This window comes from Thermotoga sp. 2812B, from assembly GCF_000789335.1.
Lineage (GTDB): Bacteria > Thermotogota > Thermotogae > Thermotogales > Thermotogaceae > Thermotoga > Thermotoga maritima.
In genome coordinates this window covers 1,247,184-1,270,437 of the sequence record NZ_CP003408.1, presented here as the reverse complement: position 1 = coordinate 1,270,437, position 23,254 = coordinate 1,247,184, and the positions used below count along the sequence as shown (strand labels likewise).

The 23,254-nt window shown below is 44.9% G+C and carries 22 protein-coding genes and 5 tRNA genes; 5 read left to right on the top strand and 22 right to left on the bottom strand.

Annotated features, from left to right (window positions below; genetic code table 11):
• Positions 1-10 precede the first annotated feature (10 nt).
• The 6 genes from rplT to T2812B_RS06420 form a co-directional block, all read right to left on the bottom strand.
• Positions 11-367, bottom strand: coding sequence for a 50S ribosomal protein L20 (rplT, locus tag T2812B_RS06445; RefSeq protein ID WP_004082031.1), 357 nt, complete (start codon positions 365-367; stop codon positions 11-13).
• 13 nt (positions 368-380) lie between these two features.
• Positions 381-578, bottom strand: a complete 198-nt coding sequence (rpmI, locus tag T2812B_RS06440; protein WP_008194852.1) for a 50S ribosomal protein L35 — start codon at positions 576-578, stop codon at positions 381-383.
• 14 nt (positions 579-592) lie between these two features.
• Entirely contained in the window at positions 593-1,123 is a 531-nt protein-coding gene (gene infC, locus T2812B_RS06435; protein ID WP_008194850.1) for a translation initiation factor IF-3, read from the bottom strand.
• 130 nt (positions 1,124-1,253) lie between these two features.
• Positions 1,254-1,329: transfer RNA gene (locus T2812B_RS06430), tRNA-Lys, on the bottom strand.
• A gap of 21 nt (positions 1,330-1,350) precedes the next feature.
• Positions 1,351-1,425 (bottom strand) — tRNA-Arg (locus T2812B_RS06425).
• Between the two features lie 6 nt (positions 1,426-1,431).
• Positions 1,432-1,507, bottom strand: a tRNA-Ala gene (locus tag T2812B_RS06420).
• A 270-nt stretch (positions 1,508-1,777) separates the two neighbouring features.
• On the opposite strand from T2812B_RS06420, the gene T2812B_RS06415 reads away from it, so the two are divergent.
• Entirely contained in the window at positions 1,778-4,720 is a 2,943-nt protein-coding gene (locus T2812B_RS06415; RefSeq protein WP_008194848.1) for a clostripain-related cysteine peptidase, read from the top strand.
• 85 nt (positions 4,721-4,805) lie between these two features.
• On the opposite strand, the gene T2812B_RS06410 is transcribed toward T2812B_RS06415, so the two are convergent.
• The 4 genes from T2812B_RS06410 to T2812B_RS06395 all read right to left on the bottom strand — a co-directional run bounded on the left by T2812B_RS06410 (position 4,806) and on the right by T2812B_RS06395 (position 6,116).
• A tRNA-Phe gene (locus T2812B_RS06410) sits at positions 4,806-4,881 on the bottom strand.
• Between the two features lie 12 nt (positions 4,882-4,893).
• Positions 4,894-4,968 (bottom strand) — tRNA-Val (locus tag T2812B_RS06405).
• A 33-nt stretch (positions 4,969-5,001) separates the two neighbouring features.
• The gene (locus T2812B_RS06400; protein ID WP_038051058.1) at positions 5,002-5,724 is read right to left on the bottom strand and encodes a GGDEF domain-containing protein; all 723 of its coding nucleotides are present in this window, start codon (positions 5,722-5,724) and stop codon (positions 5,002-5,004) included.
• A 5-nt stretch (positions 5,725-5,729) separates the two neighbouring features.
• Entirely contained in the window at positions 5,730-6,116 is a 387-nt protein-coding gene (locus T2812B_RS06395; RefSeq protein WP_008194844.1) for a hypothetical protein, read from the bottom strand.
• 26 nt (positions 6,117-6,142) lie between these two features.
• Here T2812B_RS06395 and T2812B_RS06390 point away from each other — a divergent pair, with 26 nt between their 5' ends.
• Together T2812B_RS06390 and T2812B_RS06385 are read left to right on the top strand one after the other, a co-directional pair.
• Entirely contained in the window at positions 6,143-6,763 is a 621-nt protein-coding gene (locus tag T2812B_RS06390; RefSeq protein WP_008194842.1) for a nitroreductase family protein, read from the top strand.
• Positions 6,742-7,995, top strand: a complete 1,254-nt coding sequence (locus T2812B_RS06385; RefSeq protein WP_008194839.1) for a glycerate kinase — start codon at positions 6,742-6,744, stop codon at positions 7,993-7,995. The genes T2812B_RS06390 and T2812B_RS06385 overlap by 22 nt, the downstream gene beginning before the upstream one ends.
• Here T2812B_RS06385 and T2812B_RS06380 read toward each other — a convergent pair.
• The 4 genes from T2812B_RS06380 to T2812B_RS06365 are packed head-to-tail and all read right to left on the bottom strand — an operon-like array spanning position 7,985 to position 11,281.
• Entirely contained in the window at positions 7,985-8,593 is a 609-nt protein-coding gene (locus tag T2812B_RS06380; RefSeq protein WP_008194838.1) for a ComF family protein, read from the bottom strand. The two genes, T2812B_RS06385 and T2812B_RS06380, sit on opposite strands and share 11 nt — an antisense overlap.
• Complete coding sequence (locus tag T2812B_RS06375; protein WP_008194836.1) at positions 8,587-9,669, bottom strand: hypothetical protein; 1,083 nt, start codon at positions 9,667-9,669, stop codon at positions 8,587-8,589. Before T2812B_RS06375 ends, T2812B_RS06380 begins: the two co-directional genes overlap by 7 nt.
• 12 nt (positions 9,670-9,681) lie before the next feature.
• Entirely contained in the window at positions 9,682-10,101 is a 420-nt protein-coding gene (locus T2812B_RS06370) for a ribonuclease H-like YkuK family protein (RefSeq protein WP_008194834.1), read from the bottom strand.
• Between the two features lie 34 nt (positions 10,102-10,135).
• Positions 10,136-11,281 (bottom strand): alkaline phosphatase family protein, encoded by a 1,146-nt coding sequence (locus T2812B_RS06365; protein WP_008194831.1) that lies wholly within the window; start codon positions 11,279-11,281, stop codon positions 10,136-10,138.
• A gap of 118 nt (positions 11,282-11,399) precedes the next feature.
• On the opposite strand from T2812B_RS06365, the gene T2812B_RS06360 reads away from it, so the two are divergent.
• Positions 11,400-12,335 carry a helix-turn-helix domain-containing protein gene (locus T2812B_RS06360; protein ID WP_081502011.1) on the top strand — a complete coding sequence of 312 codons (936 nt, stop codon included), beginning with the start codon at positions 11,400-11,402 and terminating at the stop codon, positions 12,333-12,335.
• Here the strand turns inward: T2812B_RS06360 and prfB are convergent.
• Genes prfB through truA form a run of 6 tightly spaced genes read right to left on the bottom strand, consistent with a single transcriptional unit; the run spans position 12,327 to position 20,108 of the window.
• Entirely contained in the window at positions 12,327-13,430 is a 1,104-nt protein-coding gene (gene prfB / locus T2812B_RS06355; protein WP_008194827.1) for a peptide chain release factor 2, read from the bottom strand. The genes T2812B_RS06360 and prfB overlap by 9 nt on opposite strands.
• A gap of 5 nt (positions 13,431-13,435) precedes the next feature.
• Positions 13,436-16,051, bottom strand: coding sequence for a preprotein translocase subunit SecA (gene secA / locus T2812B_RS06350; protein ID WP_008194824.1), 2,616 nt, complete (start codon positions 16,049-16,051; stop codon positions 13,436-13,438).
• 1 nt (position 16,052) lies between these two features.
• On the bottom strand, positions 16,053-17,279 hold the full coding sequence (locus T2812B_RS06345; protein ID WP_008194822.1) for a hypothetical protein: 1,227 nt from the start codon (positions 17,277-17,279) through the stop codon (positions 16,053-16,055).
• Entirely contained in the window at positions 17,276-18,079 is an 804-nt protein-coding gene (locus tag T2812B_RS06340; RefSeq protein WP_008194820.1) for a TlyA family RNA methyltransferase, read from the bottom strand. Before T2812B_RS06340 ends, T2812B_RS06345 begins: the two co-directional genes overlap by 4 nt.
• Entirely contained in the window at positions 18,058-19,335 is a 1,278-nt protein-coding gene (locus tag T2812B_RS06335) for a PQQ-binding-like beta-propeller repeat protein (RefSeq protein WP_008194817.1), read from the bottom strand. Before T2812B_RS06335 ends, T2812B_RS06340 begins: the two co-directional genes overlap by 22 nt.
• Before the next feature lie 35 nt (positions 19,336-19,370).
• A complete protein-coding gene (gene truA, locus T2812B_RS06330) occupies positions 19,371-20,108 on the bottom strand; it encodes a tRNA pseudouridine(38-40) synthase TruA (RefSeq protein WP_008194815.1) in 738 nt (245 codons plus the stop codon).
• A gap of 69 nt (positions 20,109-20,177) precedes the next feature.
• Here truA and T2812B_RS06325 point away from each other — a divergent pair, with 69 nt between their 5' ends.
• Positions 20,178-21,989, top strand: coding sequence for a PQQ-binding-like beta-propeller repeat protein (locus T2812B_RS06325; RefSeq protein ID WP_008194814.1), 1,812 nt, complete (start codon positions 20,178-20,180; stop codon positions 21,987-21,989).
• On the opposite strand, the gene lepB is transcribed toward T2812B_RS06325, so the two are convergent.
• Complete coding sequence (gene lepB / locus T2812B_RS06320; RefSeq protein WP_008194811.1) at positions 21,986-22,906, bottom strand: signal peptidase I; 921 nt, start codon at positions 22,904-22,906, stop codon at positions 21,986-21,988. The genes T2812B_RS06325 and lepB overlap by 4 nt on opposite strands.
• Positions 22,906-23,253, bottom strand: a complete 348-nt coding sequence (gene rplS, locus T2812B_RS06315) for a 50S ribosomal protein L19 (RefSeq protein ID WP_004081989.1) — start codon at positions 23,251-23,253, stop codon at positions 22,906-22,908. The genes lepB and rplS overlap by 1 nt, the downstream gene beginning before the upstream one ends.
• Position 23,254 lies beyond the last annotated feature (1 nt).

The window sequence follows — 23,254 nt, the reverse complement described above, 5'->3', positions numbered from 1 at the left end:
TCTCGACACCTCAGGATGCGAGAGCTTCTTTTGCTATCTTCACGTATTCTTTGAAAGCTTCAGGATCGTTCACCGCGAGTTCAGAGAGCATCTTTCTGTTTATGGAAACACCAGCAAGTTTTAAACCGTGAATGAGCTCACTGTATTTGAGCCCTTCGTTTCTCGCAGCAATGTTGATTCTTGTGATCCAGAGCTTTCTCATATCTCTTTTCTTCTGCTTTCTTCCAACATAGGAGTACCATTTCGATCTTACATACATCTGCTTGGCGAGTTTGTACCTTCTGCTGAGAGCACCTCTGTATCCCTTAGCGGCTTTCAAATATTTCTTTCTCTTCTTTTTCGCGTGCACAGCTCTTTTTACTCGCATGACTTATCCCTCCTCACTTTTTCCCAAGAAGTCTGAGAACTCTGTTCTTATCTGCACTGGAAACCACGTCTTTCTTTCTGAGCGCTCTGAGGGTATTTCTTCTCTTCTTGCCTGTTTTATGACCTTTGTAAGCATGATTTCTCATTATTTTACCGTTCTTTGTTATCCTGAATCTTTTTGCGGCACTCCTGTTTGTTTTCACCTTCGGCATATTCAGGACCTCCTTCACGAATTTTTGGGTTTCAGCACCATCCACATGTCTCTTCCTTCCATCTTGGGAGGACTTTCCACCGTAGCCAGATCTTCCGTGTCTTTGATAACCCTTTCCAGGATCTCTTTGCCCTTTTCCGCGAACATCATCTCTCTTCCTATAAACATCACAACCACCCTGACTTTGTGACCATCTTCCAGGAATCTCCTTATATGTTTCACCTTGGTTTGATAGTCGTGCTCGTCAATCTTCAAGCGAAACTTCATCTGTTTCATCTGAACAGGCTTCTTCTTGTTTTCTTTCTGTTTCTTTGTGAGCTGGTACTTGTACTTTCCGTAATCCATAATTTTGGCAACAGGCGGATTCTCGTTTGGAGCAACGAGAACAAGATCGAGTCCCTTCTCCCTCGCAAGTTCCAGAGCTTTTCTGGTTGGCATGACACCTATCATCTTTCCATTTTCGTCTACTACTCTGACTTTTGGAGCCTTTATCTGCTCGTTTCTCGGAAGATCCGTGTTTACACCGATACCTATCGCCTCCTTCATTCATAAAAAATAGCGGGCAAAAAGCCCGCTTCCCCTCGAAGCTGAATCTTTCAGGGATATTTACCCTGGTAGCCTCTTGCCCCAGGGTGGGAAGCCGGGCTGGCCTCCACTTGCTTTTTCTAAAAAAATCTGGTGGGCCGTGCAGGACTCGAACCTGCAACCCCCTGATTAAGAATCAGGTGCTCTACCTGTTGAGCTAACGGCCCACCTCATATTCCTTCCGGGAGTGGTGCCCCCGGGAGGAATCGAACCTCCATCTGCGGATTAGGAATCCGCCGTTCTATCCGTTGAACTACGGGGGCCCCCGCTGGTGGAGCCGATGGGACTTGAACCCACGACCTCTACCGTGCCATGGTAGCGCTCTCCCAGCTGAGCTACGGCCCCACCTCGTCTTTATATTATAACACAATCCCTTTCCTTTGAAAAGACCAGCTCAGACACGCCGAAGAAGATTATAGCATGAGCACAAAATGCGGTCAATCCCCCAGAAGGACTTTTTATTTTTAAGGACTTTTTATTTTTTCGGATTTTCTTTCTTAGATCAACACGCCTTCATTTTCCAAAACTTTGAACTACGAAACTTCTGTTTCTTGACTTTGTTGAAGTTGTTCTTATATAATAAAGTAACAAACTCTTTTTTGGGGGGTATAAACCATGAGGTTGAGAAAGTCTTTTTTCGTTTCCATTTTAGCAGCTTTCATGGTATTAGTCATTCTATCAGGATGTGCGCAGCCTTCTTTGGTACCATCCTCCGAAAAGATAACAGCGGAGATTCATCTTACATTGAACTTTCCTTTTACAAAAGCCTTCCAAGATGAACTTCCCATAAGCAAATTCCAAGTGAGAGTCCTGAACAGTTCAGGGACGGTGATTTATTCAGGGGAATTCACCTCCTCAGAAATTTCTATAACAGTTCAAACCTATCCCGGTGTGCATACGATAGAGGTAGAAGCTTATACGGACAATTCAGAACTCTATGATCAAGAAACAAAAATAATGGAAGGTTCCTCTCAGGTGAATCTTAGAGATGGAGCAAATGATGTTTTTATAGCTCTCGAGTTCCTTTCCGGTCAATTTAGTCTCAACGTGAGCTTGAATCCTGATGCTCCTTACATAATAGAAAGTTCTGAGATCCAAATGGTGCATTCCGCAAATAATTCTGAGTTGAACTTTGATCACACTGTAAATTCAACAGGGGATATTTATACAATCGTTGATCTAGAACCGGGAGTGTGGCACATCGTTTATTCAGCTACTTTAATCAACATTAACGATAATACTGTGACAAACCTACAGGAAGAGTTCGACGCCACAATCTATCCTGCAAGGATGAGTGAGATAAATTTTAGTGTAGGGGATGATCTTGTTTCAATAAATCCCCAAATAACGATAACAGCATCGCTTCCATACCTACCGCCTGTGAGCAATCTGACAGCGAGTTTGGAAAATGAGGAAATAGTCCTCAGCTGGGATTACGATATAGAGAATGCGGTGTTCATGGTGTATAAAAAGTACGTTTCGGAAAATTTCTGGAGATATGTAGGTGAGACAACAGAAAAATTCTTTTCCATTCCCCTCGTGCAGGGTGATGAAGAGATAGAGATGGTCGGTGTAAACGCTGTAGCAAACGGTATGGAAAGCGGCATAACTTACGTTGACCTTACTTACATTGTAGACTTTGAAGATGGAATTCCGGTCGATTGGATCCTAGGAGGAGATGCCTTACCATTTGTTCAGGATACTGTTTTCTATGAAGGGAACCATGCCCTTCAATTCGGGGACATAGAAGATGATCAACAAAGTTGGTTTGAATTCACAGTAAACTACAACACTCCTGTTACCTTGTCTTTCTGGGTGAAAGTGAGCAGTGAGGAAGACTACGACTATTTCAGGTTCTACGTTGACAATGAACCCTGGTATGCGCTTTCTGGAGAGGTGGACTGGACACCGCTGGCGTACCTTCTCCCACCCGGGGAGCACACGATAAGATTCGCGTACAAGAAAGATTCCAGCGTTTCCGAAGGATACGACACAGCCTGGGTGGATTACATCATTATACAACCTGAAGAACAAATTTCAGTAACTTCAGCGCAGATAATCGCAGATAACGAGACACACGTGGTCGGGAGAATCGGTTACATAGACGTTCAGGTGGTTGATGAATCGGGTGTACCTATTCCTGGGGTGAACGTCCAGTTATTATACCAAGAATCTGATGGAAACTGGTATCTACTTTCTGATGTTATCACAGGAGAGGACTCCTTCACCACAGATAGCAATGGAATTGCAAAGATAAGGATTTGTCCGGCTCAGAGCGGTACTGTTACATTCAAAGCTCGTCTTGTTGAAAATCCTTCAATCGAAACTCAATTCGACGTAACGTTTCAGGGTTTAAACTGGTTATTCCTCGTCTGGATGTGTGCTGACAACAATCTTGAATCATTTGCCTTGAACGATTTGAATGAAATGTTGAATTCAAATGAAAACGTTTCTGTTGTGGTAATTTTCGATGGTTCCTCCCAGAGTGATTGGATATACGTTCTAAACGAAGAAGGAGAATGGGAAGGAGTACCAATGGTTGCTGAAATCGATTCCGGAAATATATCAGAATTGATCACTTATATGGAATATGCAAGCAATCTGGAAGCCTCAAACCGCGCCATTATTCTTTGGGATCATGGAAGCGCATGGCTCTACGATGCGAAGGCCAGTTATTCACCGAGAGGTATATGCTTCGATGATACTTCAGGTAATTACATCACCACTCCGGAACTCCGACAGGCTTTGGAAGAATACAACAGCTACGGATTCCCACGTATCGATATCCTGGGAATGGACGCGTGTTTGATGGGATCCATAGAAGTTCTCTACGAATTGAGAGGTTTGGTTGACTACATTGTGGCCTCCAGTTTCACAGAACCTGGCGACGGGTGGAATTACAGCTTCCTGGCGAACATAATTTCTTCTGACGATGCTCTCGATGTTGGAATGAAGATAGTCGACGCTTACAGAAATTTCTATAATGAGACATTTTGGGAGGATTATGGTCTAAGTCTGGCAGTTTACGACGTCAACCAAGTTACCGGTGTAACCGATTCTTTGAACAGCTTAGCGAGCAGGCTTGTTTCCATCATGGATGATTCTCTGAGAAGCACAATAAACAGTTTCTATCCAGGTTTGATGCAGTACTATCCCGACTACAATCTGCTTGTAGATCTCAACGATTGTGCGATTTCTATGCAAGCTTACATAAACAACTCTGATGTTCAAACCTATGCTAACGAGGTATCACAATCTCTCGAACAGCTGGTTATTTACGAATATGCCGAAAAATCAGGTACCTCAATAGAAAATCCTGTGAGTATATTCATGCCAGACGATCCAAATTTCCTAACTTATCTGGGAATCGACTACAGTTCTCTTCTTTTCTCCCAGGAACTCTCGTGGTCCGATTTCCTTGAGTCCTGGCATCAGTCAGGTGACGTTTTGTCCTACAAATCAGAGTCAACAGTTTCCTTAGACAATTCTCTAAAGAAAAAGGAATTGAAATCTCCTTTTCTATCATTCAGAAAGTTGATACGAGATCTTTCGGAATAGTGAAAAGGTCCTATCTCAAAAACTTTAATCAATAACACAAAAAGCCCGGTCGTCTTGACCGGGCTGAATATCTTTTAAACAGAACTGGTGGCCAGGGGCGGAATCGAACCGCCGACACCTGGATTTTCAGTCCAGTGCTCTACCAACTGAGCTACCTGGCCACCTGACATCTCTGGTGGGAGCGGCAGGACTTGAACCTACGACCTCCTGCTTGTAAGGCAGGCGCTCTCCCCCTGAGCTACGCTCCCACCGCACTGAATATATTACCTTAAAATTTTGAGTTAGTCAACCTCTGGCTCTTCTGTCAGAACGCGCTTTTGCTTTTTCAGGTTCTTCAGAGCGTACATCTGAAGATCTGCGTTTTGAACAATTCCTTCCACGTTTTCACCGGGTTTCCAGGTCTCTATTCCATAAGAAAATTCTACCGGGAGTCCCACAGGGTTGAAAATTAATTTTTTCTTGAGTCTTTTCACGATGTTTTCGACTGTTTTTTTGTCAGCATCTGGGAAAGCGATGAGTATTTCGTCTCCTCCAAATCTAACCGCACAATCGGTTTTCCTGATATTTTTGATGATCTCACTTGCAACGTACTTCAAAAGTTTGTCGCCCATTCTGTGAGAATACTTATCGTTGATGGTTTTGAAATCGTCCAGATCGATGATGAGAAAAGAGATGCCTTTTCCATTCTTTCTTTTTTGCCTTTCCATTTCCCTTGGGAGCCACTCCTCAAAGAAGTAGTACCTCGTGTAAAGTCCTGTGAGATAGTCTTTTATGGCTATTTCTTTTAATCTCTTGAAGATTTTTGTTACACCAAAAAAAGTAATTACTATCCCAACAAGTATGATATTATATCCAAATGTTCCGTTGATCTCTGTAAGTAAAAGTCCCCCTGTTATGATTGAAACTCCAAGTTCCAGAAAATAACTCCCCAGGTTCCTCGCATACTTTTTCACGATAACGACGAAGAAAAAAAGTAGCGCAGCAGCCGTTAAATGGGTAATCATCTCTATCAACGAGGCTCACCCCCCACTTCGTATTTTCCAATGAAAACCTTCAAATCCTTTGGAAACACCAGAAAATGTGGAGGAATCACAAGGTAAAAACCCTTCCGCTTCGCTTCCACAGAGAAGCTGTGCTGCTCTTTTTCACCTTCGAGCTTCACTTCCACGGTGGCTGTGGCTTGATCACTGGGTGAAAAGATCCATCCAGAAAAAACGATTCCCTTTTGGAATTCATCCTCGAAGAGAGTAAAATATTTCACAAGGAACGACCTGGTTCCAGTACTCTCGTAGAATTCCTCGGGAAAATCCACCGAGAGCGGCACAAGATACAGGAAAGAACCAAAAGATATTGAAAGCAGAACAGAAACAATCAAAAAAGCCAGTGATTTTCTCACGTCACTCACCCCCGGAGGTGGTAGAGGTGGACATTTTTGAAGCGATCGAGAATAGGCACTCAGTGCGGGATTTTTTGGAAAAGAAAGTGCCGGAGAGAGTAAAAGATGATATTGAAAATCTTTTAGTAAAGTTTATCACAAAGAAACTGGACTGGAAAATAGATCTTTCTTCATTTCCAAGTTACATTTACGCAAAAGCTGGAAAACATTTTGACGAACTCGTCGAATACGGTTTTCAGGGAGAACAAATAGTCCTTTTTCTCACAGCGCAGGGTTTTGGAACGTGCTGGATGGCTCGCTCACCCTATCCTGATGTTCCTTACATCATCGTCTTCGGATACCCCAGGACCAGAAATTTCACCAGAAAGAGAAGACCCATCACCTCCTTTCTCGAAAACGACCTGGAAGAACTTCCACCCGAGGTCGTAAAAATCGTTGAGATGACGATCCTGGCACCGTCTGCTCTGAACAGACAGCCGTGGAAGATCAAATACACCGGTGGTGAACTCTGCATCTCTTCGGAAAAGCCTGTAGACCTGGGAATAGCTCTGTCACACGCGTACCTCACAGCCCGGGAGATATTCAAAAGAGAACCGGTGATACAAAAAAGAGGGGAGGATACGTATTGTTTGATCCTGAATCCTTGAAGAAAGCGGCATTGGAAATAGTCAAAAAATCCATAGAAGCTGTTCTTCCCGACAGAGCGGTGAAAGAAACGCTGCCAAAGTTGAACCTCGATCGAGTAACTCTCGTTGCCGTTGGGAAAGCAGCGTGGCGAATGGCAAAAGCTGCTTATGAAGTTCTTGGGAAGAAAATAAAAAAAGGTGTGGTTGTAACAAAGTACGGCCACAGCGAAGGACCGATAGATGATTTTGAAATCTACGAGGCAGGCCATCCGATTCCCGATGAAAACACCATAAAAGCTACCAGTAGAGTACTAGAACTTGTTGATCGACTGAATGAGAACGACACAGTCCTTTTTCTTATTTCTGGAGGAGGTTCTTCCCTTTTCGAGTTGCCTTTAGAAGGAGTGTCTCTCGAAGAAATTCAAAAGCTAACCAGCGCTCTCTTGAAAAGTGGTGCAAGCATAGAAGAGATAAACACCGTGAGGAAACACCTGTCGCAGGTGAAAGGTGGTCGATTCGCGGAGAGGGTGTTTCCCGCCAAAATCGTAGCACTCGTCCTTTCCGATGTGCTCGGTGATAGACTGGACGTGATAGCATCCGGTCCTGCCTGGCCTGATAGCTCCACCTCTGAAGACGCTCTGAAAGTTCTGGAAAAGTACGGAATAAAAACCAGCGAATCGGTGAAAAGAGCGATCCTTCAAGAAACACCAAAACATCTATCGAACGTGGAGATACACCTGATAGGAAACGTTCAGAAGGTGTGTGACGAAGCGAAGAGTTTGGCAAAAGAAAAAGGATTCAACGCGGAGATAATAACCACTTCTCTGGACTGCGAGGCCAGAGAAGCGGGAAGATTCATAGCGAGCATCATGAAGGAGGTCAAGTTCAAAGACAGGCCTTTGAAAAAACCAGCCGCGTTGATCTTCGGTGGAGAAACGGTCGTTCATGTGAAAGGAAACGGCATCGGAGGAAGAAACCAAGAACTTGCCCTCTCAGCAGCGATAGCCCTTGAAGGGATAGAAGGAGTGATTCTGTGTTCAGCAGGAACAGATGGAACGGACGGCCCCACAGACGCAGCTGGAGGAATCGTGGATGGAAACACGGCAAAAACGCTGAAAGCAATGGGAGAAGACCCCTACCAGTATCTGGAGAACAACGATTCTTACAACGCTCTGAAAAAATCTGGAGCGCTCTTGATAACAGGGCCTACGGGAACGAACGTCAACGACTTGATAATAGGCCTCATCGTTTAGTTTTCGCCAGAACATAAACGAAAACTTTGCTGGCTCCGTTCTTGAAAAGGGTTTCCACACAGTCTTTCACACTGGTTCCCGTCGTCAAAACATCGTCTATCAGTATCACGTTCTGAGGAGAATCCTTCTTACAGATGAATCTTCCGGTTCTTTTCCTCACTTCTTTGCTCTTTTCCACCTGTCTTCCTTCTGACACGTTTTCCAGAACAGCGTCAAACGGTATGTTCAATTCTTTGCTCATTCTCTTCGCTAGAAGCCTCATGTGATCGAAGCCTCTCTGCTCGAGAGAATCAAAAGAAGAAGGAACCCATGTGATGAGGTTGGCTTCTCTGGGAAAATAACTGTAAAGTTTCAGAAAAAGCTTCACCAATGTTCTGGAAAGAGAAACTTCATCATGATATTTGTAAAGCCTTATGATGCGTTCAATTTCATCCGTGTAGTCAGAGTACACAAAGAGCTCGTATTTTCTGTGAACTTCGCGATAAAAAGAAGGTCCCTTTCTGAGGACCTTCTCTTCACAATTCTCACACAAAGATCTGAGTGGTGACACTTCCTTGCCACAGAGAAGACAGTTATTCTCAAAAAGATAGTTCAGCACCTTCTCCAGATTCTTCTCGAGTCTATCCAGGATACCTTCTTTACCCCCTTCTGTTTCAGTTCGGCTTTCGCTTCGTTGGAAATGGGAAAGTTGAACGCCACCTCCGTGCCCGAAAGGTCAATTTTCTCAAGGGCATTCAGGACATTATTTCTGTTCAGTTCCACAACGTGAAGGACGAGTTTTCCTTCTTTCGTCACAGCGCAGCTGTCGAAAACCGGGTGCATAGAGAGCACCTCTGTGAAGTTGTTCGTTGGAACGGGTTCTCTCAGGTATCCAGACGCTCCCAAAAGAACGAGGCCCTCTTCTTGAGGGGGCAGGTCTTTTACTCTCAAACCTTCCACATCACCTTCGAAATCCTCTGCCACGATGAAGTCAAATTTCTTCTCTCCTCTGAACACACCTTTGAGTGCGAAAACACCGCCTTCGATTTCTGGAAGATCACCCGTCAATGAAGCGTAAACGATCTTCCCATTTTTAACCAGAACGCACGCTTTCTGGGGCAGGAACCTTATTAGATGCGAAGCGAGACCGATATCCTCAACCAGTTCTGGAGGAACACTCACTGGCAGGAGACTGACAGGCGCTTTGATACCTTCCTGTAATCTTTCCAAGACAATCGCTTTCCAATCCTTTATGAAAAACAGATTAGACAGGTGCTCAAGAACTTCGGAATGAACTTTCAAAAAATATGCCAGCCCTTTGAGAAGAAGGTACCTCCTAGTTTGAAGGGAAACGTCCCCCGCTCTTTCTATCTCAGAGAAGGTGAGTTTCAAATCTTCCAAGGTGGTCACCACAAGCTTTTCACGATAATTCTTGATCGCCTTTAGGAAAAGGAGAGTTCTGTTCTCATCGACGGCCGAAAGAATCTTTTCCTCTCGTTTCTCAGAAGGCAAATCTTTCCAGTTCAAGTAAAGAAGATCGAAGTCGTCTCTTTCGAACGGTCTTATCCTAGGGATTCTATCTTTGAGAATCTCGAAACAATCGTTATCAGCGAAGATTTCGTATGTTTCATCGAGTGTATCGAGAATTTCGATCAGTTCGTCTTCGAATCTGGAGACACTTAGAAGAATTCTCACAGCTATACCTCCCTATTTGGTGTGTTTATGTGCAATTTTCGTGGCAGCGAATGAATCGGGTTTTATCTGATAGGGGTACCCAACCCCCTTCACGTAACCTATCACACTAGGCACGAAGTCTTTCGTGAGACCTTCGTAACCTATGTCGAGGTGGACAACGGGTTTTCCCAGCCTCAATATCTCCTCTACGAATCTTGCCATCTCGAGGCTCATCTCCGCTTCTTTGAAGATCCGCGAGTACAGATCTTTTCCATTTCCCTCCCTGTACACCGTGTAAAAGTAAGTGGCACCGCTCCCAAAACGATATACCACAAGTGCTGTGGCGTATATCACTTTCCCGTCCTTCACATCACTGTCCGTCCCGACAAACACGCTGTATTTGTATCCTTCTGTAAACTTTTTTATGAGCTCTCGAACAGTTCTGTAATCCACTTTTCCCCAGGTTGGACTCTTCAGATAACGGAACCTACCACCTCCTGTAGACTACCAACGGCACCACCAGTTCTTGATAAGAAAGGCTACCGTGTCTACCAGACAAGCTTTCTTCCTTTCCTGTGTACCTGTAGTTAAAGGAAAAAGTCTCTTTTGTTATCAGAACAACATCTCCTACTCTGCTGAAAAATTCTGGGTGCTTTCTTCCAGTTCCAAAAAGCTGAATGACGTCTTTTGGGTCAAGAAAAACGGCAAAATCTCCGTACTTCTCTTTAAGATATTCTATCAAAGCTCTCTTTTTTTTCGTATAAAGAAACATCATTCTCTGTTCTCCGGCGGGGGGTCTGTCAAGAAACCTCATGACTTCAGAAGAAAAATCCCACCATATTTCGTTGTCTTGAGGTGTCGAAATCTGCCCGTGGTCGCTCACGAGGAAAAAGAGTGTGTCCTGCTTCAGCCTGCGGAGAAGTTCGGACTTCAAGATCCTGTAAATCCATCTCAGCTCTCTGATGTACTCTCTTCCAACACCGTTTTTGTGCGCTATCGAATCCAACGTTGGCCAGTAGATGAAAACCAGCGTTCTGTCGTGTTTTTCAAGCACTTCAAGAGTTCTTTCGATCATATCCCCAAAACTCGAAAAACCGATCTGCTCCGATCCCTGGGACATTATTCTGGAAAAACCCGTTCCCAGAAGATACCTTGGAATAAAAAAGAAGCTCTTCACTTTGCTCTGAAGTCTCTGAAAGATAGTGGTGAACTTGAAATCGTGAAACCTGAGCACGCTGTCTCTGGGAAGGCCCGGAGGAGACATCTCTATCATGTTCACAAGGCTTCCCACTTCTCTGAGATAAAGAATGTAGCCCAAAAAGCCGTGTTCTAACGGTGTGAGAGCAGAGTAGAGACTGGGAAGAGCAGCAGCGGTGGTGGTTGGAAAAACAGACGAACAGGGAAAAACCTGAACATCGTCATCATGAATCGTGTCCGAAAAGATCTCAAAACTGAGGCCGTCTATTACCATAACGATCACTTTTCTCACGTTTTCAAGAACTCGCTTGGGGAACCTGAAAGGCCTATGTAGTGGTTTTTCGTCGAACAATTCGAGAATCGAATTTGAAAAATTGACGATAGAGTTTTTGTAATCCGGCCAGAAAAGACCTTCATCCAGTTTTTTGAGCTCCATTCCGTTCCTCTTTCCTCCCTTTCGTGTGGTAAGATTTGAAACGGAAGCAACGGGCAACGGGGTTGATACTGTGTTAAGGGTCCTCATCAGAAAGGATATTGTCAACACCTTCAAAGATATGATATCAGAGATATCCCACGATGTGATCTGGGATCTGTACGAAGGAGAAGACTACAAAGACAAGATCCTTGCCGAAAAGTGGGATGTGGTTTTCGGTGAGAAGATCCTGGAACTGGAGGATACCCTTTTTGTCCAGTCTTTGAGAGAGCTGGAAATCGCCTTGAAGTACGCGGCTGTCAGAAAGGATTTTGAAACCATCAAAGCAAGATTCAACCTTTTACTCTACACTCCAGAGCTTCAGGGAGCCAAGATAAAGGAAATTCTGTTCCGAGTTTTGAAATTTTACAATTCTTTTTCTATCTTCGCTCTTGTTTCAGAGAAAGGGGTTCACAGACACGCGTATGTGGATTTTGTAACGGGTGGAAATTACCTTTCCCTCATCTACCATGAAGATCTTCCAATGAACATAAATTCATACACTGTTTTCATCGACGATGTGCCTCCAGATTTCTCGCCTGCTGGTCTTGGTGGCAGAAAGATAATACTGGGAATGAACAGCACGCCGAAAAACAACATCCCTTTCGTCGAAATACCGCCTTTGAGAGAAAGGAAGATGGATATACCCTACATGCTTGACGGGGTCATAAGATCTCTTCAATTCCAGGGAAAAACAGTGAAAATCGATGACGATCTGACAAAGCTCCTGATAGAGTACCACTGGCCGGGAAACACGCAGGAGTTTCTCGAGAAAGTCTACGAAATAATTACTCTGGAGAATCCCGTTGATCAGGCGATGAAAATCGCCAGTGGAATCGATGAGATAAAAGGCTTGAACCTGAAAGAATTCGTTGATTCTCTGGTTGAATTCGTGGAAAAGAAGGTCATAAAGAAAGCCCTCGAGGAAAACGAGGGCAATCGAAAAAAAGTATGTGAAGTCCTGAATATGAACTACAAGACCCTGTCTTACAAGATGAAGAAATACGGTTTAACTTGATCGACGAGCGAAATAGACCAGCTCGGCCTCTATGAACATATCTATGTCTCCATCCATAACGGCGTCAACGTTCGCAGTTTCCACTCCGGTTCTGTGATCTTTAACCATCGTGTACGGGTGGAAAATATAAGATCTTATCTGGTTTCCCCAGGAAATGTCCTTGAGTTCTCCCTGAATCTCCTGTATTTCTCTTCGCTTCTTTTCCATCTCGAGCTGGTACAGTTTCGCCTTGAGTATCTTCAGCGCGGTCTGTTTGTTCTGGTGCTGCGATCTTTCGTTTTGACAGGAGACCACGATCCCAGTTGGCAGGTGAGTGATTCTCACGGCAGATTCGGTTTTGTTGACGTACTGTCCACCGTGTCCAGAGGCTCTGAAGGTTTCTATCTTCAAATCTTCTGGCTTGATTTCTATATCCACATCGTCATCTATCTCCGGAATCACATTCACAGAAGCGAAAGAAGTGTGTCTTCTTCTGGCTGCGTCAAAGGGTGAGATCCTAACCAGCCTGTGAACACCGGATTCGTATTTCAGATAACCGTAAGCGTATTCACCTTTTATGAGGATCGTGGCATCCTTGATGCCGGCTTCCTCTCCTGGCTGCAGCTCTACGATCTCAACATCGAAACCTTTTCTCTCTGCCCACCTCATGTACATTCTGAGAAGCATCTGCGCCCAGTCCTGGGACTCAGTACCACCTGCACCTGGATGGACCGACAGGTAAGCGTTGTTCGGATCGTATTTTCCGTTCAGAATGATTTCAAGTTCCAGTTTTTTGACGGCGCCCTCCAGTTCCTGGACTATTTCTTCCACGTGCTGAGCCATTTCTTGGTCCTCGTCGGAAAGTTCTATAGCGACTTCCAGATCTTCGAACAGAGACCTCACTCTCTTCAAATCTTCAGAGATGTTCTTCAACCTCTTCAGTTTCTGGGTGTACTCACGCGCCTTTTTTTGATCATTCCATACCGATGGATCTGTGAGTTTTTTCTCTACCTCTTCGAGTTCCTTGTTGATTTCATCCTCGTTGACCACCGAAAGAACATCCTTGTATTTCTTTTCAAGTTCTTCTATCTTGGTTTTGGTTTCGAAACTGATCATACCCATCACCTCTTCACTCTTATTCTACCAAAGCTGTGCAGTCCATCTTTTTTCTTTTTCTTTTCTGTGGCTCTTCTCATCGCTCTGTTCACAAGATTGAATTCTTCATGCACGAGTCTTATTTTACCAAGTTCTTCTTTGGCCTCTTTTTCATCCTTTTCCGAGACTTTAACAACTCTGAGGACGTAGTTGGCTATCGTATCGTTTATTCTTCTCATCATTTCATCGAACATGTAGTACGTTTCCTTTTTGAATTCAACGATAGGATCTTTCTGACCGTAAGACCTCAGCTGAACGGCTTCCTTAACGTGCTCTACCTCTTCCAGGTATCTTCTCCAGTGATCGTCTATTATTCTGAGCATCAGGAATCTGATCACTTTCCTGTAATCCTCGCCTATTTCCTGCTTCTTTCTCTGATATTCCTCCCAAAGTCTGTTGAACAGGTAATCGTGAAGTTCTTCAGAAGAACTGAATTGCTTTTCGTCCAGGTCGAACAAACCAGCCGGGAAGAAAGAAAGAGAATTCTTGAGGCTTTCGATATCCCAATTTTTCCCGGAACAGTACTCCTCAACCCTTGTGCTGACAACATCTTCGAAGATATCCTTCAGATATTCGTCGTAGTCTTTTTCGAGAAGGATCTGATCGCGAAGCGAGTACACCGCTCTTCTTTGTTTGTCGAGGACGTCATCCATTTCCATCAAGGTTTTTCTTATCGAGAAGTTGATACCCTCAACCTTCTTCTGAATGTTTTCGATGAGCTTTGAAAGCATCGGATGCTGTATGGGCTGTCCTTCCTCTATTTTGAGTATGTTCATCACTTTTCCAATCTGTTCACCACCGAAGATCCTCAGAAGGTCGTCTTCGAGAGAGAGGAAGAAGATGGACTCTCCCGGATCTCCTTGCCTACCGGCACGTCCTCTCAGCTGATTATCGATTCTTCTGCTCTCGTGTCTTTCCGTTCCTATGATGCACAGTCCTCCAAGTTCCGCCACTCCCGGTCCGAGTTTTATATCCGTTCCTCTCCCAGCCATGTTGGTGGCGATCGTCACCATGCCTTTTTGCCCGGCTTTGGCGACGATCTCAGCTTCTTTTTCATGGTATTTCGCGTTCAAAACTTGATGGGGGATACCTTTCTTTTTCAGCATGGAACTGAGAAGTTCGCTCTTTTCGATGGAGGTTGTTCCGACAAGAACTGGCTGACCTTTTTTATAGCGCTTTTCGATTTCTTCCACGATCTTTTCGTACTTTTCTTTCTGAGTCCTGAAGACCAGATCATCGTGGTCCTTTCTTATCATGGGCTTGTGAGTGGGAATAACCACCACTTCCATACCGTAAACCTGTACGAATTCGCTTTCCTCTGTTTTGGCTGTTCCCGTCATACCGGCGAGCTTTTCGTACATTCTGAAGTAATTCTGAAAGGTAATCGTCGCGTAGGTGATGGATTCTTCCTTTATGGGTACTCCTTCTTTGGCTTCGATAGCCTGGTGGAGCCCTCCACTGTAGCGTCTGCCAGGCAGCAGTCTTCCCGTGAACTCGTCAACGATAATAACTTCACCGTTCATGACGACGTAATCGACATCCTTCTTGAACAGGTGCAGCGCTTTCAAGGCATTTATGAGATGGTAGAGAAGAGACACGTTTCCCGGATCGTAGAGATTGTCGACACCGATGATCTTCTCCGCTTTCGCCACACCCTCTTCGGTGAGAATGATGGTCCTCGCTTTTTCATCTACCGTGAAGTCCTTATCTTTAACAAACTTCTTAGCGATCTGAGCGAATCTCCTGTACACAGAAGGACTCTCTTTGGAGGGACCGGAGATGATCAGTGGGGTCCTTGCTTCGTCTATGAGTACGCTGTCGGCTTCGTCCACAATGGCGTAGAAGTGGCCTCTCTGCACCTTATCGTTGTAATCGAGAACGAGGTTATCCCTCAGGTAATCGAAGCCGAATTCGTTGTTCGTGCCGTAGGTAACGTCGCACAGATAGGCTTCCTTCCTGGTTATCTCTTTGAGTTCCACCTGGAAAGCCTCAACGGCTTCTTTGTTCATAGATTCCTCTTTCAAAACTTCTCCGTTGAACCCATCAGGCCAGACACTCCAGTTTTCCTCTATTGCTTTTCTGGCGAGATCAGGGTTTTTCCACACCACCTCGTACGACTTTCCCAGAGAATTTATCACACCCACTCTCAAACCGAGAAAGAGATACACGGGTCCCATCCAGAGCGCATCTCTTCTGGCCAGATAGTCGTTGACCGTGACCAGATGAACACCCTTTTCGATGAGAGCGTTCAGATAAATCGGCATGGTGGCGGCGAGGGTTTTTCCTTCACCGGTCTTCATCTCGGCCACTTTTCCTTCATGGAGCGCTATACCACCCATCACCTGGACATCGAAAGGCCTCATTCCGAGCGTTCTTCGTGCTGCTTCTCTAACCAGGGCGAACGCTTCAAAAAGGTGTTCATCGGCGTCCTCAAAGGAATTCACTTTCTCCTTCAGCACCATGGAAAGTCTTATCAGCTCGCTGTTTTTCTTCGAGCGTAGATCGGACTCTATTTGATTTATTTTTGAGACCATCTTCGCGTATTTTTTCAAAATGCGCTTGTTCTTATCGAAGAGTATCATTTCACATTACCTCCAATCTGTATTTTATGAGACCATTTTCCTCATAGCCTATCAGGAGAAGGCTCGATCTTGGAGAAAATCCGAGGAGCTTGTCGAAAAGTGTGTAAAGGTCAACGAACACCTCGAGAAAAACGCTTTTAGGAACTTCTTTTTCCAGAAAGACGAAACTCGGATGATTTTCGAGTCTTTTTCTGTTCAAAGTCTGCAGAAATTCCACTTTCTTCATGGATGAAACAACGAGTTCCCCGTTGTAATTGAAAAAGTGAAGAAGCAAATCTCCCACATCGAGCTGCAGTTCTTCTCCCACAAATTTCGCACCACGGCTGGCGAGATCGGACGTCACCTCATCCAGCGTTTTATTCTCTATCAGGAAAGCGAACCGTGGTGTTCCGTACAGAGAAACCAGAAACATAGAGCTCCCCTCAGAAGAAATCGTGTTGAAAAACTTCTCCACATCGCTTCCTTTGAACATATTCGTGAAAAACCACATGAGGAGTTCAGGATCGCTTGTGAATGCAAAAAGATCTCCCAGATACGGCAGTTTACCGATATCTTCTCTGGCTGATACCCTGAATGGACTGGCCTTCTGCGTGATCTCAACGGTGAGGTGAGATTCTTTCACTTGTCCCACGATTTCGACTTCACCTTCTCTTCCAAACACGCTCATTTTCTTGATACGGGCAAAGAACGGTTTATCAGCCGTGTCTTCACTCTCTCCTATCTTTTCGAACACGGTCTCTGTCGAGGAGATCAAGACGTAGTTTCCTGAAATTTTCGAGAAAAGAGGTGTGGTGTTTCCCAGAACATAGAGATCGTCTCTTTTGATGAAAGTGCGGTCCTTCACCTTTGCAAAATCCTCAATGAACCTCTCTGGAGCCGGTGTCTTGAAGGCTATGAATCCATTTATCTTCTCTGATAAGGAGAGAATCTCGTTGATATCCAAGGTGAAGAGGTTCGAAATATCTCCCTTTCCGCAGATCACTATCTCGCTTGAGATACCCTGAAAGAACTCTTCGGGATCGTTCAATCGACTTTCCACCCATTCCACAACCGTTTCCTCGTAACCGATACCTTCCAAGAACAAAAATTCAAAAAGTGGCAGTTTCTTCAAAGCGGAGTAGAGCTCTCCGGTATTCTTTAGATGAATAAAGTAATCGTAGTTCTGCAGAACAGGTACTGAAAAAGACAGAGAAGCCATTAAAAGCAGAAAAACCACTGTTTTCTTCATCTTTCCCTCTCCCCAAAAAACCTCCAGGCTTCTTCCACGATTTTTCTCAGGTCTATTTCAGCGTTCTCTCCTTCCTTTTTGACCCAGAAAAAGTACTCTATGTTCCCTTCCGTTCCTTTGATTTTTGAAAAACAGCATCCTTTCACAACAAAGCCGTTCTCGATCAGGCTCTTTCGTATTTCCTCCAGCACTTCAATGTGAACATCTGGATCCTTTACGATCCCCTTTTTTACGAATTTTCTTGGAGCTTCAAACTGAGGCTTCACGAGCAAAACAGCATCACCGGTGTTCTTCAGTATCCTGGAAATGGCAGGGATGATCTTTTTCAAAGAGATGAAAGACACATCGCAGGTTACAACATCCACTTTCTCTCCCAGATCATCAGGATTTAAATAACGAGCGTTCACCTTTTCCATCACAACAACCCGAGGATCGTTTCTCAATTTCCAATGAAGCTGGCCGTACCCCACATCCACAGCGTACACTTTCTTCGCTCCACGCTGGAGAAGAAAATCCGTGAATCCCCCCGTGGACGCTCCTATGTCGCACGCGACTTTCCCTGAAACGTCTATTTTGAAGCTCTCGAAGGCAGACTCGAGTTTGTACCCTCCTCTGCTCACATACTTTGGCTCCTCCAGGAGTTCGACATCGGCATCTTCTGGAACGAGTTTACTGGCCTTTGTAACCCTTTCTCCGTTCACGAGAACCTTCCCCGCCAGTATCAACACCTTTGCTTTTTCCCTGCTCTCCACGAGTCCTCTTTCCAGAACAAGCTGGTCTAATCTCTTCTTATCAGCCATACTTCATTTCCCACCTTTATCACAGTTCCCCACTCAAAAAGACGTACTTTCTCAACTTCTTCGAACTCCTTTTTTTCCGTACCAAATATCACAACTCGCTTTCCCGAAACAAAGAGAGGCATCCCAAAGTTTCTGATGAAGAACCCTTCCATATCCTCCCCATCTATCCTTCCGTCTTTGTAAACGAGCAATTCCCCTTTCCATACCGCGAAATCATCTGCTTCCATTCTTTCGATCGTTTCTCCGTCCTGCGCGTTCAAAACGAGTACTTCGTCTCCAGCACCCAGGAAAACCCGATCCTTAGAAGAGTCCAGTCCCCAGGCTCCTTCGAATTTTTTCTCCCAGAGAAGCTGTCTTGTTTTGAGATTGTAACTTCTCAAGAAACCGCACACATCGAGTACGTAGAAAACATCACCCTGAAAGGAAAACTCTACCGGTGTATTTGAAACTTTCCACGACCATTTTCCTCTTATATCCATGAGGAAACCCGATGCCGTTAAAACAAAATTGTCCCATCTGAACAGAATTGTATCATCGATCTCTTTACTTCCCATCCTGTGTCTGGTGATCACTATTCCATCAACCACATCAACAGGCTCTTCGACCTTTAGAGTTTTTTCTTCCATCATAAGAAATCCATCGCGATAGATGTATTCTTTTTCTCCGTCCAAAAAGACCATATCGATGTTTCTGTAGAGTCCAGGGACGTCTTCTATGAAAATGTCCCTTCCTGCGTATATCATCTTCCCACCGATCTGGTAAAACCCTTCGTCAACCACCTTTCTGTAGTTTCCTATTTCCAGAGTATGTTTCTCTTTCCACTGAGGAATTATCACCACGGGAGCTTTTCTTCCCGGAAGAGTCGAAGTCGGTTGAAGGCTCCTTTCAAACTTTCCATCTCTGTAAACGACGAGGAAAAACTCATCGGGAAGCTGAGAGTCTGGAAAGATTTCCCTAATAGCTTTTCTGAAGTGTTCCGGGAAGGTGTCTTTTGTTGAGAGATTTTCAAAGTTATCCACGGACTTTTCTTCGAATATCAACTGAAAGGCAACGTAATTTTCCTTAGTTCGAATCTTGACAATGAGGGGTGTTCCCGAACCAGTCAGTACTCCTTCTTCGGAAAGAAAATCTCTCACAGCGCCTTCGTACTCAGAGGGGCCGTCGTAAACAAGGGTCACCACAGGAAGGCGTTTCCATTCCTCGATGATCTCCATCTCATACGACGTTGGCGTCGCATCACCGAGGAAGTAAAGCACTCCGTTTTCCTCAATCCTGTAATTGAAAGCAAGAATCAAAACAGCACTTTGTAAAAGTACAAGCCATGTGCAGGTGCGGTACCAGCCGCCGCGCTCCTGTCGCGTGCTTCGAGCACCTCCTTCATCTTCTCAGGTTCCCACTGCTTCAAACCAACTTTTACAAGAGCGGCAACGATGTTTCGAACCATTCTTCTCAGAAAGGATCTCCCCTCCACTCTTATAAGAACAAGATCGTTTTTTAACCTCAAAATTCTGATTCTGTATATGGTCCGCACAGGATCTCTTTCATCACTCCCCGTCTTGAAAGAGGTGAAGTCATGGGTACCCTCCAGGTACTTCGCTGCTTTTCGCATCGCATCGAGATCGAGCTCGTAAGGAAACCACCAGACGTATTTCCTGAGGAAAACGTTCTTCTGCTTCGAGGTCAGGATGAAGTAGTGATAGATTCTTTTTTTCACATCGAAACGGGGATGAAAATTTTTGGAGACCTCGAAAACCTCTTTCACATAAACATCATCTGGAAGATTCGCGTTCATGGCGTTTTTTATGTCCTCAGTGGTCATTCGATCGTTCGGACAGTTGAAAGCGATGAGCTGACCGTTCGCATGAACACCGGCGTCCGTTCTTCCCGCTGCCTGGGTGTAGATTCTCTGTTTGAATATCCTCTCAAGAGCGTCTTCTATGACTCCCTGAACCGTTCTGACATCGGGTTGCCCCTGGTATCCAAAGAAATTACTTCCATCGTACTCGATCACTGCCGCCACGCGCTTCATCTTTTCACCTCGATTCGTGCTATATTTTTACTGTACCAGATCATATTTTAACAGCCGGAGTTGAAATACATGTGGAGGAAAATCGTCTTCTTTTGCATCCTTCTCGCGTCTTACCTATTCTCAGCGCAACTCATGGTCGTCCAGGGAAACCTCGCCTCCCTTGTGGAAGTGGAAGGAGATTACTTGAAGAAGAACCTGGAGATCGTCCTTCCGTTCTCTCCCCTCGATGGAGTCGTGGTTTCGGATACGGCATATTTTGCGACCGGAAACGCTCTCCTGGAGTACAATCTGAAGAGCAAAGAAATCATCCGATCGCTGAAAATACCGGCAAAGAAATTGAAGTGGAACGATGAACGTTTGGTGGTAATCTGCGAAAAAGAGGTTCTGCTTCTGGATCCCGTTTCTTTCAAATACGGCAAGATCAGTTTTCAACAATCCGTTTCTGACGTCGATTTCTACGAAGGCTACCTGCTGGTGGGTCATGGAAAATACGTTTCTCTCATGAAAAACAGCGAAGAGATCTGGAAGATAGAGGCCAAGGCAGAGATAAACAAGATTTCTGTAAACAAAAATAAAAAAGCGTTCGCCGCCTTAACTTCCGATGGAACGATTTTTCTGGTGGATTTGGAAAACGTTCTGGCACCGAAGGTCGTTTTCTTCTCGAAATTTGAAGAAGCAGAAGACTTAGAATGGATCGAAGACTTTCTGGTCGTCTTTTTCAGAAACAAAGTGATCACCTTGAACGCGGCAAAATTGACGTCTCCCAGAGCGTTCAAGGAGTACATCGCAAGTGGAAACACCACATCGGTTGTAAAACTCCAGGATTCAATCCTCTTCACAAAAGGTAACGACCTCTACAGAGTGGGAGCCTTCTCTTTGAAGAAGATCGGAACAGCTCAAAGGGTTTTTCCGGTTCTTGCTCAGGGTGAGATGTACATACCGGGAGATCTGATCTGGCAGCTGGGTTTGGAAGCCGAGGTGAGATCTTCACCTGTCATTTTTGAGAATCTGCTGGTTGTAGCAGATGTAGAAGGAATCGTTCACGCTATCTCGATGAGCGGAGGAAAACTCTGGAGCTACAGAACAGGTTTCGTTATAACAGCACCACCCCGCGTTTTCATGGAAAGGATCTACGTAACGAGCTGGGATAACTTCCTCTACGCCATATCTCGAAACGGCCAGCTGGTGTGGAAAATCGATCTTGGGGCTGATGTTTCAAAGGCTTTTGAAGTGAATTCCTACGGTATTTACCTTGCCACCGACAGCGGCGAAGTGTACTTCATCGATCACGATTCTTCCATCGTGTGGCGATTCAAAGACGAAGAGTGGATTTCAACCGGTGTAACGGTCGATGAAAACGGAGTCGTCTATTTTGGAACTTCGAGAAGTCTGTACTCTCTCTATTCGAATGGTTCCTTGAGATGGAAAACCCGCGCAGGATATCTTCTAACGATGAAACCATTAGTCATCGACAGATATGTGATCACCGGGAGCAACTCAGGCTGGTTGTTGTGCGTTAACAGAACGAACGGTGATTTGATCTGGAAAAAGAAACTTCCTCTCTCGTTGAATTCACAACTTTCAGCTTTCGGAGATACCGTTTTCGTGAACGCGGAAGATGGAATCTACTCGATCGATCTTTCTGGGAATGTGAAAAGAATCATCTCAGCTTCCACTCCTTCTCCGGTGGCTGTTTCAAGGGAAGGATACGTATACTTCGTGTCTGAGGGCGTTCTTTACTCCTTCACACTCGATGGAAAGAGAAGATGGGAAAGAAAGGTCGGGGAGAGTACCGTAGAACCCGTTGTTGGTGAAGAACGTGTGGTGGTTGTCACCAGAAGTGGAAATCTCTACTGCTTTTTCGATTCTGTTCATCCTTAGTATTTCTGAATAGGACCGAACCTCTCAAAGGGCCAGATCCTCAAGATCGGCCATCCTATGATGTGGTCCTTCGGGACAAAACCGAAATATCTGCAGTCAAGACTTTCCTTTGTGTTGTCCCCCATCAGAAAGTAAAATCCTTCCGGCACCCTTATTCTAATCGTACCATTTTCTGTTTTTTCGATGTACTTCTTGAGATCGAGTTTGGAATAATATTCCTCGTAAAACTCGTGGTAGATCATCCCCGGGATGTAGTAGGACTTCGTTTTCTCGTCGTAGTAAACCATGGATGGATCGAAATAGTTCAACAAACCGGGGAGGAAAGCTTCTCCGTAGCTGAGACCTTCCTCCCCGATGAGGGAGAAAACAAGAACTGCCGCTGTTCTGCCATAATTCTTTGCGATATCGTATATGAAATCTCTGTACGCTTGTTTGTCTTTTCTCAGCTTGCTCGCTGTGTACAGCCATTCGTAAAAATCTTCGTATTTGAAGATCCCTTCCGGCTCGTAGTACCTGTCTTTCAAGACTTCCGGAACCTCACCGTTCACGTAGAGTTTTCCGTCCTTTATTTCGAGGACATCTCCACCCTTTCCAACGAGGCGCTTCACGTACTTTACATGACCCCTGAACTTACTGGGAGAAAAGAGATCCATGAATTTATCGAAAAGTCGGAGCATGTGGCTTGCTCTCTCATCCACGAACGGTGACCAGAAAACCACGATTTCTCCTATCTGCGGTTCACGTACAGTGTACGTGATCTTTTCGACGAAGAGTCGATCCCCAATCTGTATCGTTGGGATCATCGATCCAGTCGGAACCAGCATGGTCTCGAATATGTAGAGTCTCACGATCGTCGCTGCAACCAGTGCATAAAGGAGTGCCTTGATCCATTCCACGGATTCTTTTTTCAAGTTCATCAATCTCTGCGCTCCTTGATCCTGATCTTACCTCTGACGTTCCTGAGGTAGTAGAGCTTGGCTCTCCTCACCTTACCCTTTCTCACAACTTCGATCTTCTCAACAACTGGGGAGTGGACGGGGAAGATCCTTTCGACTCCAACACCGTGGCTGCCTATTCTTCTCACTGTGAACGTTTTGTTTATTCCAGAACCTCTCTTTGCGATGACGATTCCTTCAAACACCTGTGTTCTTTCTCTGTCACCTTCTATAACTTTCACGTGCACCCTCACGGTGTCTCCTGGTCTGAAATCGGGAATCTCCTTTTTTTCATATTTCTTTTCGATGATTTTCACAAGATGATCCATC

What these genes read in the sequence shown, in the direction of transcription:
- rplS (WP_004081989.1), bottom strand. Translation starts at nt 23,253, where the DNA reads ATGGATCATCTTGTGAAAATCATCGAAAAGAAATATGAAAAAAAGGAG.
- T2812B_RS06365 (WP_008194831.1), bottom strand. Translation starts at nt 11,281, where the DNA reads ATGGAGCTCAAAAAACTGGATGAAGGTCTTTTCTGGCCGGATTACAAA.
- T2812B_RS06340 (WP_008194820.1), bottom strand. Translation starts at nt 18,079, where the DNA reads ATGGCTGATAAGAAGAGATTAGACCAGCTTGTTCTGGAAAGAGGACTC.
- T2812B_RS06345 (WP_008194822.1), bottom strand. Translation starts at nt 17,279, where the DNA reads ATGAAGAAAACAGTGGTTTTTCTGCTTTTAATGGCTTCTCTGTCTTTT.
- T2812B_RS06360 (WP_081502011.1), top strand. Translation starts at nt 11,400, where the DNA reads ATGATATCAGAGATATCCCACGATGTGATCTGGGATCTGTACGAAGGA.
- rpmI (WP_008194852.1), bottom strand. Translation starts at nt 578, where the DNA reads ATGCCGAAGGTGAAAACAAACAGGAGTGCCGCAAAAAGATTCAGGATA.
- T2812B_RS06400 (WP_038051058.1), bottom strand. Translation starts at nt 5,724, where the DNA reads ATGATTACCCATTTAACGGCTGCTGCGCTACTTTTTTTCTTCGTCGTT.
- prfB (WP_008194827.1), bottom strand. Translation starts at nt 13,430, where the DNA reads ATGATCAGTTTCGAAACCAAAACCAAGATAGAAGAACTTGAAAAGAAA.
- lepB (WP_008194811.1), bottom strand. Translation starts at nt 22,906, where the DNA reads ATGAACTTGAAAAAAGAATCCGTGGAATGGATCAAGGCACTCCTTTAT.
- T2812B_RS06325 (WP_008194814.1), top strand. Translation starts at nt 20,178, where the DNA reads ATGTGGAGGAAAATCGTCTTCTTTTGCATCCTTCTCGCGTCTTACCTA.
- infC (WP_008194850.1), bottom strand. Translation starts at nt 1,123, where the DNA reads ATGAAGGAGGCGATAGGTATCGGTGTAAACACGGATCTTCCGAGAAAC.
- secA (WP_008194824.1), bottom strand. Translation starts at nt 16,051, where the DNA reads ATGATACTCTTCGATAAGAACAAGCGCATTTTGAAAAAATACGCGAAG.
- rplT (WP_004082031.1), bottom strand. Translation starts at nt 367, where the DNA reads ATGCGAGTAAAAAGAGCTGTGCACGCGAAAAAGAAGAGAAAGAAATAT.
- truA (WP_008194815.1), bottom strand. Translation starts at nt 20,108, where the DNA reads ATGAAGCGCGTGGCGGCAGTGATCGAGTACGATGGAAGTAATTTCTTT.
- T2812B_RS06415 (WP_008194848.1), top strand. Translation starts at nt 1,778, where the DNA reads ATGAGGTTGAGAAAGTCTTTTTTCGTTTCCATTTTAGCAGCTTTCATG.